The organism is Flavobacterium wongokense (assembly GCF_021608265.1).
GTDB classification, from domain to species: Bacteria; Bacteroidota; Bacteroidia; order Flavobacteriales; family Flavobacteriaceae; genus Flavobacterium; species Flavobacterium wongokense.
Genome location: NZ_JAKIHP010000004.1, coordinates 93,376 through 107,312 on the forward strand (window position 1 = coordinate 93,376; position 13,937 = coordinate 107,312).

Annotated in this window: 6 protein-coding genes; 4 read left to right on the plus strand and 2 right to left on the minus strand. The window is 39.6% G+C overall.

Translation table 11 applies throughout. The features are described 5' to 3' along the window. The first annotated feature begins 31 nt into the window (after positions 1-31). Both L1S31_RS11760 and L1S31_RS11765 read left to right on the plus strand, forming a co-directional pair. Positions 32-949: a FecR family protein gene (locus L1S31_RS11760; protein WP_236464937.1), complete on the plus strand. Its 918-nt coding sequence runs from the start codon at positions 32-34 to the stop codon at positions 947-949. A gap of 46 nt (positions 950-995) precedes the next feature. After that, on the plus strand, positions 996-3,461 hold the full coding sequence (locus L1S31_RS11765) for a TonB-dependent receptor (RefSeq protein ID WP_236464938.1): 2,466 nt from the start codon (positions 996-998) through the stop codon (positions 3,459-3,461). A 4-nt stretch (positions 3,462-3,465) separates the two neighbouring features. Here the strand turns inward: L1S31_RS11765 and argS are convergent, their stop codons facing one another. Continuing rightward, positions 3,466-5,244, minus strand: a complete 1,779-nt coding sequence (argS, locus tag L1S31_RS11770; protein ID WP_236464939.1) for an arginine--tRNA ligase — start codon at positions 5,242-5,244, stop codon at positions 3,466-3,468. 212 nt (positions 5,245-5,456) lie between these two features. Here argS and L1S31_RS11775 point away from each other — a divergent pair, with 212 nt between their 5' ends. Both L1S31_RS11775 and L1S31_RS11780 read left to right on the plus strand, forming a co-directional pair. Beyond that, entirely contained in the window at positions 5,457-10,079 is a 4,623-nt protein-coding gene (locus L1S31_RS11775) for a T9SS type B sorting domain-containing protein (RefSeq protein WP_236464940.1), read from the plus strand. A gap of 124 nt (positions 10,080-10,203) precedes the next feature. Continuing rightward, positions 10,204-12,657 carry a TonB-dependent receptor gene (locus L1S31_RS11780; RefSeq protein ID WP_236464941.1) on the plus strand — a complete coding sequence of 818 codons (2,454 nt, stop codon included), beginning with the start codon at positions 10,204-10,206 and terminating at the stop codon, positions 12,655-12,657. Between the two features lie 209 nt (positions 12,658-12,866). Here L1S31_RS11780 and L1S31_RS11785 read toward each other — a convergent pair whose 3' ends face one another. After that, on the minus strand, positions 12,867-13,871 hold the full coding sequence (locus L1S31_RS11785) for a 3-oxoacyl-ACP synthase III family protein (RefSeq protein WP_236464942.1): 1,005 nt from the start codon (positions 13,869-13,871) through the stop codon (positions 12,867-12,869). Positions 13,872-13,937 lie beyond the last annotated feature (66 nt).

The window sequence follows — 13,937 nt, forward strand, 5'->3', positions numbered from 1 at the left end:
AATCTGTTTTAAATCGAAATGCAGTAGAATCATGGAAGAAAATTACAAATTAGCAAAATGGCTTTCCGGCGAAATGAGCCAGGAAGAATTGAAAGCTTTTCAATCAGAGCCCGATTTTGCTATTTATGAAAAAATTAAAAATCATTCGGCCCAATTGGAAGTGCCTACCCTTGAAGAACAGGCAATGCTTTCAAAAATAGTGAACACACCAAAGAAAGAGGTTAAAACCGTTTCACTTACTAAAAGCTGGCTGTTTAAGGTGGCTGCGATTTTGGTTATTGGACTAGGGCTTTTTTATACGTACACCACCTTTCAGACTTCAACAGAATTGGCAGGCGATGGAACCCAAAAAGCTTTCCTTTTACCCGATAATTCAGAGGTTGTCCTGAATTCGGGTTCTGAAATTGAATACAAAAAAATGAATTGGGACAACAACCGTACGCTTGAACTTCATGGGGAAGCTTATTTTAAAGTTGCTAAAGGAAAGAAATTTGAAGTGAATACACCTCTTGGAAAAGTAACTGTCCTTGGAACCCAATTCAATGTAAAACAGCGTGGCGGCCGATTTGAAGTCACTTGTTACGAAGGCCGTGTAAAAGTAAATTACAGCAACACCGAACAGATCATCACAAAAGGAATGGGTGTCGCTTTTGAAAATGGCAAACCACTGGAAACTCCTCAAATTCTGGCTCAAAGCCCTGAATGGCTTACTAATGAAATGGTTTTTAACAAAGCCGATTTAACATCCATTTTAGGTGAGTTTGAAAGACATTTCAATGTAACTTTGGAAGCTGATAAGGTTATCGGCAACGGACAATTATTTACCGGGACAATTCCTGGCGAAAATATTGATGTTGCATTACAGGTTTTGTCAACAAGCTATCATTTAAAGCCTGTAAAAGTGAATAAAAATAAAATCATATTAACGATGATTAATGATCAAAAATAGGTTACTCTATTCACTTTTCATTTTCCTTTTTTCTTTTATCCATTGTATGGCACAAAGGGGAAAGGCTGTAATTCCATTGAAAAATATTTTAACCCAAATCAGCCAGCAGCATCAGGTAAAATTCAATTATCTCGAAGATGAAATCGTAGTTTATGCCGTAGCTGAACCAGACCAAAACTGGACATTAGAGCAAAAAATAGATTACTTAAAGCAGGAAACCCGGCTCCAGTTTAAGCTGATTGACAAAAAATATTACACCATTTATAACGATAAAAACCTCGACAAACCACTCTGTGGTTTTTTGCTTGATGCAGAAACCGGTCAGGGCATTGAAAATGCAGTCATCAGCATCGATAAAATGGCGATTTCAGTATTCACCAATGAAAAGGGTTATTTTGAACTGCCGAAAGTCTCTTCGGATGTGATTAAGGTACAGCATCAAAGCTATCAGTCTTTTAGCATCAATCCGGTGGATTTGTATGTGACGGGTTGTCCAAAATTCAATCTGCAATCCATCAGCCAGTCACTGGATGAAGTTGTGACCCAACGTTATCTTGCGACAGGAATTAGCAAGGAGATTGATGGCTCGATTGTCGTAAAGCCTAAGAAATTTGGAATCCTGCCCGGACTCATTGAACCTGATGTTTTGCAGACCATGCAGCAAATTCCGGGTATCATAAGCATTGACGAAACGGTTTCAAACATCAATGTTCGTGGTGGAACGCATGACCAGAATCTGTTCCTGTGGAATGGAATCAGGATGTTTCAAACCGGTCATTTTTTTGGCCTGATTTCGGCTTTCAATCCTTCACTGGCGCAAAATATTTCGATAACAAAAAACGGGAGCTCTGCCTTTTATGGCGAAAGTGTTTCGAGTCTGGTGGATATTTCCTCGTTTACCAATTCGGTCGAAAAAACCAATTCGAGCATCAGCGCCAATATGATTAGTGCCGAATTTTATACCAAAGTAAAAGTATCCGATAAAGCGAAACTGACCTTGTCGGGAAGACGTTCCTTAACCGATTTCTTTGAATCGCCAACCTATAAAAATTACAGCGACCGTGTTTTTCAGAATACAGTCATTACCAATTTGAGTACGAATGAGATAGTGAATTATCAAAATAACCTCGATTTTTATTTTTATGACATTACGGCTCAATACGAACAAAAAATTGATGCACGGCACGAATTGAGCATCGATTTGATTGCCATTGAAAATTCCTTGGATTTTAATCAGTCGACAACCGATTTGAACAAAATGAGCGATTTGAGGCAGGAGAATTTTGGTGGAAGCGTACAATGGAAATCCAATTGGAATTCAAAACATTTTACCGAATTTGAAGCCTATCTTTCGAATTACGAATTGAATTCATTAAACGAAACTTTAGAAAGCAGCCAGGTCTTGAATCAGAAAAACAGGGTTTTGGACACCGGATTCAGGATAAAAAATTCCAACACTATTTCGAAAACCCTAACCCTGAATACCGGTTATCAGTTCAATGAAACCGGCGTTACCAATTTTGACGAAATCAACATTCCTGTTTTCTCAAGGATAATCACAACTGTATTGCGTTCGAATGCCGGAATTGTTGAAGGGATTTACGAAACCGAAGACAAAAACACACTGCTCAAAGCGGGTTTGCGCGCCAATTATTTTGACCGTTTCAAGACTTTCCTGTTAGAACCGCGAGTACAGTTCAATCAGGCTTTCAGTCCAAATTTGAGGTTGGAAATTTTGGGGGAACGAAAAAGCCAGACACTTTCACAAGTCATCGACCTGCAACAGGATTTCCTAGGGATAGAAAAGCGTAGATGGACTTTGGCAGACAATGAAGGGATTCCTATTCAGAAAAGCCTTCAGGTATCAATGGGAATGACGTTCGACAAAAACAACTGGCTTTTGACGATTGACAATTTTTACAAAAAAGTAACCGGGATTACAACAAGTGGCCAGGGATTCCTGAACCAATTTGAATCGGTTAAATCTACCGGAAGTTACACCGCTATTGGTGCGGAATTTTTGGTACAGAAATCGTTCCATCGATTTTATACGTGGCTGAGTTATTCCTTCAATGACAATGAATATGAATTTGACAGTTTGAATATGACTTCTTTTCCCAATAATTATGAGATTACGCATGCCATTTCCTGGGCAGGAATTTATGAATGGGAGAAATTAAAGCTGGCTTTAGGTGCGAAATGGCACAGCGGAAGACCGATTACAACACCAACATCGTTTACGGTCAGCGAAACTAATCCTGTGATTGTCTACAATTCGCCCAACAACACCAAACTCAAGGATTATTTCCAGGTGAATTTTTCGGCTTCAAAAGATTGGAAACTGGATTCAAAAGTAAACCTTGAGGCTGCTGTTTCGATACTAAACCTATTGAATGCCAAAAACAGCCTTAACAGGTTTTACCGCGTAAACACGACCAATTTTACAGTAGAAAGTGTGGATATCTCTTCGCTGGAAATGACTCCAAACGTCAGTGTAAAAGTAAGCTTCTAAGGATTTACATTCGCTCTGGAACCTCAATTCCTAGTAGTTGGAATGCCGATTTTATCGTTTCTGCCACTTTTTTCGAAAGCAAAACCCTGAATACTTTTTTATCCTTATTTTCTTCCCCTAAAATGGAAACCGTTTGGTAAAACGAATTGTATTCCTTCACCAATTCATAAGTATAATTGGCAACCAAAGCCGGAGAATGGTTGTTAGCGGCATTTTGGATTACTTCCGGGAAAAGTTCAATCTGCTTTAATAATTCCTTCTCTTTTGGATGCAATTCAACTTCAATAGTGTTAGTATTCAAATCGAAATCTGCTTTTCGCAAAATGGACTGAATCCTTGCATAGGTATATTGAATAAATGGCCCTGTGTTTCCTGCAAAATCAACAGATTCTTCAGGGTTGAAGAGGATTTGTTTCTTTGGGTCAACTTTCAGGATGTAATATTTCAAGGCTCCAAGACCGATGGTTTTAAATAATTTGGCTTTTTCAGCTTCGGTATAACCTTCCAGTTTTCCTAATTCGGTAGATATTTTTCCGGCAGTTGCAGTCATTTCTTCCATCAAATCGTCGGCATCAACAACAGTTCCTTCTCTCGATTTCATTTTTCCGGATGGCAGTTCCACCATTCCGTAAGACAAATGGAATAAGTCTGAAGCCCAGTCGAAACCAAGTTTTTTCAGTATCAGAAACAACACTTTAAAATGATAATCCTGTTCGTTACCAACGGTGTAAACCATTCCGCCAACGTCCGGAAAATCCTTTACACGCTGAATTGCCGTTCCGATATCCTGCGTCATGTAAACTGCAGTCCCGTCAGAACGCAAGACAATTTTTCGGTCTAAACCATCAGGCGTTAGATCAATCCAAACGGAACCATCAGGATCTTTTTCAAAAATCCCTTTTTCCAATCCGAACTGCACTACTTCCTTACCCAATAAATAGGTATTGCTCTCGTAATAATAGCAATCGAAATCAACACCAAGATTTTTGTAAGTCTCGTTGAAACCATCGTAAACCCAATGATTCATGGTTTTCCAAAGCTCGATGGTTTGAGGTTTTCCGGCTTCCCAATCCAACAGCATTTGCTGGGCTTCCAATAAGATTGGTGCCTGTTTTTTGGCTTCATCCTCGGTTTTGCCCTGAGCCATCAAATCCTTGATTTCGGACTTGTAGTATTTATCAAATTCCACATAAAAATTCCCAACCAGTTTATCACCTTTCAAGCCTGTATTTTCGGGAGTCTGGCCGTTGCCAAATTTTTGCCAGGCCAGCATCGATTTACAGATATGGATTCCCCTATCGTTGATGATTTGGGTTTTGTATACTTTTTTCCCTGAAGCTTTGATGATTTCGGAAACAGCATATCCCAAAAGATTATTACGAACGTGCCCAAGATGCAGTGGCTTATTGGTATTTGGTGAAGAATATTCCACCATAATTGCCTTGTCATTTGGCGAAGCCGCAACAAAACCAAAGTTTGGATTGCCTTTTATTTCATTGAAAAAATTAAGGTAATAGCTGTCCGAAACAACAATGTTCAGGAATCCTGAAACTACGTTAAAGCGAATTACTTCCTCTACATTTTCAACCAGATAACTTCCTATTTTGTTTCCGATTTCAACAGGATTCCCTTTGATAACTTTGAGTAACGGGAAAATCACCATCGTAATATCACCTTCGAATTCCTTACGTGTAATTTGAAATTCAATTTTATCAATTGAGATATCAAACAGTTCCTGTACTGCTTTTTGAATAGGTGAAGTAAGAATTTGCGAAAGCTTCATGGTATTTTATTTTGAGTTGGCAAAGATAAACATTACTGTAGAATTTCAATAATAAGTCCAATTATATAAAAAAGTAAGGCAAAACTCTACAGAAAAAAATACATTTTGTAAGTATATTACCTAAATAACAATTATTTTTATGCATTTCATCGATTTTATTTGCGTTTTAACGATGATTCTTTCAATATTTGTCTTGTCAAAATCCCCAAATTATGAAAAAGACAATACTATTAGTTGCTGTCCTACTCAGCGCCATTGGTTTTTCACAACCAATTTCTGTTAGTTCTACGAACTACACTGTGCCTCAATTGGTAAATAACGTACTTATTAATTCTCCATGTGTTTCGGCGACGAACATTACCTGGAGAACCGGAACCAATTTTAGTTCATCAAACGGACTGGGTTATTTCCAGAACACAAATCCTAATTTCCCAATGCAGAGTGGAGTTGTTTTGAGTACCGGAAATATTTTAAATACTCCGGGACCAAACAGTTCCTTATTGAATGATGGTGCAGCCGGATGGCCAGGTGATACCGATTTGGAAAACACATTGGCTGCAGCCGGAATCAGCATGGTGTCTAAAAACGCCACTGTATTAGAATTTGACTTTACGCCTATTTCTCCGAATTTCAGCTTTGATTTTATCTTTGCTTCGGAAGAGTATGGTAACTTTCAATGTTTGTATTCTGATGCATTTGCATTCTTATTGACCAATGTAAATACTGGTGTGACTACAAATTTAGCGGTAGTTCCAAGTACAAACCTGCCAATTTCTGTAGTGACCATCAGGGATTTTCTTTACAATTCCTCATGTCCATCAGTGAATCCACAATATTTTGGAAGCTTTAATGGAGGTTCAGGAGCTGCAAACTCGGCTACAAACTTTAATGGACAAACCAAAGTGTTGACCGCTGCTTCTGTTTTGACACCAAATATCCCTTACCATATTAAACTAGTAATTGCAGATAGAGCTGACCCGCAATCGGATTCGGCTATTTTCCTTTCTTCTGATAGTTTCAACATCGGACAGGACGTTTTAGGTCCGGATCTTACCCTTGCTAATAATACCGCTTTATGTTATGGTGCGAATCATACAATTTCAACTGGTTTGAGCCCGACAAATTATTCATTTGTATGGACACAGGGAGAAAGTGTAATGACTGGGCAAACCGGTCCAAGCATCAACGTTACCCAACCTGGGACTTATACAGTAACTTATAGAAATATATTTAGTACTTGTGATCCGGTTAGTGATTCTGTTGTGATTGAATTCAGCCCGGAAATAAATTCACCAAATCCAAACACATTGTACCGATGTGATATGGGAACGGCGACGTATACTTATAATTTGGCGCAAAATACTCCTGTTGTGACTCAGGGCTTACCTGCCGGGACAACCGTTAGTTATTTTGCAACCCAAAATGACGCAGATAATAATACAGGTGCTTTGCCATTGAATTACAACAGTGCGAGTGGAGCTACTGTTTACGCTAGAATTCAATTACCGGGAAGTCAATGCTTCACGACAAAATCATTCCAGTTGCAGGTATCACCTCCACCTGTGGCACATCAGGCACCTAATTTGTTGAGATGTACCAATACCAGTGGACAGAATACAGCCTATTTCAACTTTAATCCACAAACACCAATAGTATTAGGAACTCAGTCTCCAAGCATTTATAGTGTTAGTTATTATACTTCATCAGCAAATGCCAATAGCGGAACAAGCCCAATCGCTGATCCTTCTTATGGTTTGTATGGAAATACGACTATTTATGTAAGGGTTCAAAACATTAGTGATCCAAGCTGCTTTAGTGTTTCAAGCTTTAATTTGATTGTTAACCAAACGCCGGTTGTTGATGTGTTGCAAAATGTAATTGTTTGTGACCACTATACGTTATTGCCTTTAACAAATGGAAATTATTTTTCTGAAATCGGTGGCGGTGGTATTCCAATGTTTGCAGGTGATGACCTAACTGAGACTCAAACAGTTTATATATTCAATCAGCCAGGCGGACCTGGAACTTGTGCAGCGAATAGCTCTTTCAGGGTAGTTATCGTTGATGAAGATGAATTAACTCCGGATGACATTTCAAGCTGTGGAAGCTATTCTTTGCCATCATTAACCTATGGAAAATACTATACACTTCCTGGTGGACCAGCTGGTGGCGGAGTTGAAATCCCATTTGGAACGGTAATCACCACTTCGCAATTGATTTATTATTATTTCCAGACTACTACTCCACCTATTTGTACGGTAGATTCTAGTTTCCAGGTAAATATTATCAACAATTTAAATGTTGGTGACCGTCAGGACGTTTTCCATTGTACATCTTATGTGCTGCCTCCGTTGACTTTAGGAAATTATTTTACCGAGTCGGGTGGAAATGGAACTCAATTAGCCGCAGGAACACCAATAACAACCAGCCAGACAATTTATGTTTATGCTGCAACAACTGCTGCAACTGTATGTTCGGATGAAGACAGCTTTAATGTTGTGATTGGAATTGACCAACCTGCAGATATCAATCAGTGTAATGGGTATACTTTGCCTGCATTACCGATTGGAAATTATTTTACAGAACCAATGGGAGCTGGAACGATGATTCCGGCAGGAACTGTAATCAATGATAATTCAACAATTTATATCTATGCACCAATGACTGGTGAAGGAACAAATTGTACCAATAATTTACATTTCACATTGACATTTGCCCAGCCTCATGTTGATACACTACAAGACGTTACCGTATGTGAAACCTATACCTTGCCAATATTGGTAAACGGTGAATATTTCACTGGTGACCAAGGTACCGGAACACAATTGTATGCCGGCGATGTTATCCTTTCAACACAGATGATTTATATTTTCAAAAGACTGGATGCAACTTGTGCAAATCAGACCAGTTTTACCGTAACTGTAAATCCGCTCCCTGCAATTGATTCGCGTTCTGACATTGACATTTGCGATCAATATGTATTGACACCGCTAACTGTGGGTGATTATTATACAGGTCCAAACGGAACCGGAACTATAATTCCAGGAAATACTGTAATCACAACATCTCAATTGATATACATTTATGCTGTTTCAAACACCACGCCTGCGTGTAGCGCACAAAACAGTTTCCAAATCAATATCTTTAGTACGACAGCAGATTCGTCACCAAACATCTCAGCATGTGACACCTATACCTTGCCTACCTTGACTGCAAACAATAAGTACTACACACAATCTGGCGGTCCACTTGGTACAGGAACGGAAATAGCTCCTGGAACTGCAATTACAACAACACAGACTATTTTCATTTTCAAGGAATCAACCATTAGGACTTCGTTCTCTTGTATTGATGAAACTTCGTTTGTTGTAACGATAAACAATACGCCAACGATTGCTCCGATTGCTAATGTAACGGCTTGTAACTCGTATGCTTTACCTGCTTTGACTGTTGGAAATTATTATACGGGAACAAATGCGTCGGGGAATTTATTAAATGCTGGTGACCTTATCACTACAAACCAAACGGTTTACGTATATGCGCACTCGGCAACTACTCCTGATTGCAGTAGCGAAAGAAATTTCAATGTTACCATTTTCAATGTTGACAATGTATCAAATGTTACAACCTGTGAGAATTATACATTACCGGCATTGACTATCGGAAGGTATTATACAGGCCCAAATGGAACAGGTACACAACTATCCTCTGGTTCAGTGATCAATACTTCAACGACAGTTTATATTTATGCAACTTCTCCATTTAGTCCGGCGTGTACTGATGAAAGTTCATTTACAGTGACTATTATCGATACTCCGGTTGCCAATACAGTTCCGGCTGGATTGAGAACTGTTTGTGATGAGGACGGAACAAACGATGGCGTAACATCATTCGATTTAACAACATTATCTGCAACGGTTCTTGGAACACAAACTACAAGTGAATTTGAAGTTACCTATTATGAAAGTTTGGCGAATGCTGCAACAGGGACAAATCCGGTAACGGCATCAAACCTGGCAGTAGTTTATGTTCGGGTTAAAAATAATCTGACAGCGAACTGTTTCGATATAAAACCAATAATCATCATTGTAAATAAACTGCCAATGCCAACTCCGGTTGACGGAATCGTTTGTATTGACAGCGAAACAGGAACACTTTTGAATCCGTATATGATTTACAGCAACCTAACTTCTTCAGGCCATCACTTCGTATGGACCGACGAAGCCGGAAATACCGTTGCAACTACTCCAAACTATCAGGCTACTTTGCCGGGAGTTTATACTGTAGTAGCTACAAATATTGCCACAGGTTGTGCATCAGATCCGGTATCAGTGACTGTTACTCCTTCCGAGCCAGCGCTTGTGACCTACGAAGTAAGTGAAGATTTTGCAGACAGTCAGTCGATTACAGTAACTGCAACGGGTCAGGGAAATAATTTTGAATATCAATTGGATAATGGACCATTCCAGGACAGCAATGTTTTTGAAAACGTTCCATCGGGAATGCATACTGTAACTGTAAGGGATAAATATGGTTGTGGAAGCACTACTATTCAGGCTTTGGTGGTAAACTATCCTAAATTTTTCAGTCCTAATGGTGACGGATACAATGATTCTTGGAACATCAGGGATTTATCTACCGAAACCAATGCAAAAATCATCATCTATGACCGATATGGAAAAATGCTTTCCCAAATCAGGCCAAGTACAGGTGGTTGGGACGGAACCTATAATGGAAAACTAATGCCATCGGATGACTACTGGTTCAGTGTTTCTTATACAGACGAGCATCAAATGCCACAAGAATTTAGAGCCCATTTCGCTATGAAGCGATAACCTACATAATGATTATGTTATGAAAACTCCTGAGAATATCAGGAGTTTTTTTGTGTTAAATTTTGTAACAAATCGCTAGCTTTGGGGTCTAAGAATAAAAAACCATACAAACATCAATCTCACCATGCGACTTAAAATTTTACTCCTTTGCTTTTTTAGCACTATTACTTTCGTACAGGCCCAAAATCCTGCACCGGTTGCCAATCCGGGAAGCGTTTCGGGGAAAGTAATCGACAAGAATTCAAAACAGCCCATTCCTTACGTTAACATCAGCATCAAAAAAGATGACAAGTTAATTACCGGAGGAATTACACAGGATAATGGAAATTTTGCCATTAAAAATTTAGCTCTGGATAACTATACTGTGGAAATCCTGTTCATGGGTTACAAGAAAGAAACAAAAACAATCAGCCTTACAGCGGCTGACAAAAACATCAATTTAAACACAATTTCACTCGAGGAAGAAGCGGTTCAGCTTAAAGGTGTGGATATTGTGAGCGAACGTTCAACGATGGTTCAGAAGATTGACCGAAAGGTAATCAACATCGGGAAAGATTTGATTGCTTCAGGAAATACGGCTTCCGAAATCATGAACAATATTCCAACCGTGAGCATTGACCCGCAGACAAAGGAAATCAGTATGAGGGGAAACACCAACGTGAGAATCCTCATCGACGGAAAGCCATCCAACATTGATGCGACGCAGTTGTTACAGCAAATTCCGTCTTCTTCGATAAAACAAATCGAACTGATTACCAATCCTTCGGCAAAATACAACCCGGAAGGAATGAGCGGAATCATCAATATCATTTTGAACAAAAATGCGAACGAAGGCTTTAACGGAAGTGTGAACTCGGGCGTGACCTTTTCGAAAACACCAAAAGTAAATACTTCATTGAACCTAAATTACAAAGTTGGGAAAGTAAATTTCTATACCAATTACGGTTTGAATCACGGGAAAAACCAAAATCACGGAAACATCACGAGTGAGCGTCCAAATTTGGAAAACGAACAGCGATTTGAATTCGATAACCTGAACACTTCGCATTTGGTAAAAGTTGGTATGGATTATTTGGCGAACGAAAACAACACCTTCTCGTTTTACACCAACCTGAATTTTAATTATGGCGGTGGAAACGGTGTAACCTTAATCAATTATTTGGATCCGGCCAATCCCGACTCTCAGCAGCTTTTTGATTCCAATACCGACAACAACACTCAGACTTACGATTTTGTTTACAAGCACAATTTCAAGAAAGCTGGTGAAAACATCGAATTCCAGGCGGATTATTCCAAAACCAACAATCCGGAAGCCACCGATTACGATTTTACAACCACAGCGCCTTCAGAAAGACTGACGACCAATGACATTGCGCGTGATATCGATTATTTACAATTTAACCTGGATTATGTCAACCCGATTACGGAATCGATAAAACTGGAATTGGGTGCAGAAAGCAGAATCCAGAAAATCACTAATGATTTACTTGAAAATGCAGACGAAACCACTGGTTATGAAAGAGATGGACATTCCAATTTTGTTTTCCGAAGAAATATCCATTCGGTGTATTCCAATATCGGAAAGCAATGGAAAAAATGGAGCGCGCAGCTTGGAGTACGTTTAGAGCACTTCAATATTGATGGGGATTTTTCGAATGTAGTAACTTCAACCAATTCCACAGAAAACATCAATGATCATAAAAAGCTCAATGACAATATCTTTTCTGTTTACCCATCGTTGTTTTTCAATTACAAGGCCAATGAAAAGGATTCCTGGAATTTTAATTTCTCCAGAAGGGTTGACCGTCCAAGCGTAGGCCAGATAAGCCCTATCCGTGAGTGGACAACACCATTGGTGGAATCAAGGGGAAATCCAAATCTGAAACCACAATTCACCAATTCGTTTGAGGTAAATTATACCAGAACCCTGAAAATTGGAAGCATGACAGCCGGAGTTTTCTACCGAAATATCAATGACGAAATCATCCGAACACTTTACAAAAACCCTGAAAACATCAACCAGGATATCATTTCATTCGACAATTTCAAAAACAACAACGCTTACGGAGTTGAAATTTCAGGAAACCTGAAAGCTACCAAATGGTGGGCAATCAATGCCAGCTCGGATGCCTATTTCAAAAAAGTAAAAGGAACGGTTGAGAATGCCAACACCGGTCTTCAGGAATATGGCGAAGCCGATGTAACAACCTTCAACGTTCGTATGAACAATAACTTCACGGCAACAAAAAAATTGCGTTTCAACCTATTCGGAATGTACCGTGGAAAGGATTTGGGATTGCAATTCGTCAGAAAGCCAATGTACAAAACCGATTTTGGTTCGACTTACACCGTACTAAAAGGCAAAGGAAGCATCACTGCGAGGGTAAATGATATTTTCAACACCATGCATTTTGCGTTTGACGGAAGTATTCCTTACCGTCAGGAAGGTGCATTTTACTGGGAAAGCCGCGGATTTTATTTAGGCTTTAACCTAACTTTTGGAGGTGCCAAAAACAGCGCCGTGCAAAGAAAACAACGTGACAACAACGAAACGCAGAGCGGCGGCGGATTATTATAAGAGTTTTATTTGAATTTAGTTATGACGAAAAAAGCCATCTTGTGCAGGATGGCTTTTTTTATTTTTATGTTTTAGGAGCACAGCATCTATTTTTCTAAGACTTCCTGACCCGCTTTCCGCGCTACATGGTAGCTAGCTGCAAATGCGAAGCATTCACCGAACACTTATAAAAATAAAATTTTGTGAGGTAATCGGGGCTAAAGTCGACGTTACCATTTAATAATCGCGCTTGCCCAGGTAAATCCACTGCCAAAAGCTGCCAAAACCACCGTATCCCCTTTTTTGATTTTTCCTTCTTCCCAGGCTTCGGTCAGCGCAATCGGAATCGAAGCCGCGGTAGTATTCCCGTATTTCTGGATGTTATTAAAAACCTGGTCATCATTCAAGCCAAATTTCTTTTGGATAAACTGTGAAATCCTCAAATTCGCCTGATGCGGAATCAGCATATCAATATCGGAAACCTGCAGGTTATTGGCCTGCAAACCTTCCATAATCACTTCACTAAAACGGACTACAGCATGCTTGAACACAAACTGCCCGTTCATGTACGGAAAATAACTTTCGTCTTCCGGATTGTTTTCGGCAATAATATCAGTCACCCATCTTCCTCCCATTCCCGGTGCCAAAACCGCTAATTCCTTCGCATGCTCCCCTTCTGAATGCAAATGCGTAGAAAGGATGCCGCTGCCGTCATCGCTTCTGGTAACAACGACTGCTCCTGCCCCATCTCCAAAAATTACAGAAACGGCACGGCCTCGTGTTGTCATGTCCAGTCCCAGCGACTGCACTTCGGAAGCCACAACCAGGATATTTTTATACATGCCGGTTTTGATGAATTGATCTGCAACAGACAAGGCATACACAAAACCCGAACACTGATTGCGTACGTCCAAAGCACCTACGGTTTTCAATCCTAACTCTTTCTGCAGTTCCACTCCGGGACCAGGGAAATAATAGTCGGGTGAAATGGTGGCAAACACAATAAAATCAATGTCATCCTTTACCACTCCTGAGCGTTCGATGGCAATATTTGCCGCCTTAACTCCCATAGATAGTGTCGTATCCTGGCCCCGCACAATGTGCCTTCTCTGTTGTATTCCGGTTCTTTCCTGAATCCATTCGTCATTGGTATCCATTATTTTTGACAAGTCTTCATTGGTAACAACATTGTCCGGAACATAAAATCCTAAGCCTGATATTTTGGATTGATACATATCGTGTTTTATTAAATTATCAAAATGCGAAAAACAAAATTAAACATTTTTGAATGGAAAGATTTT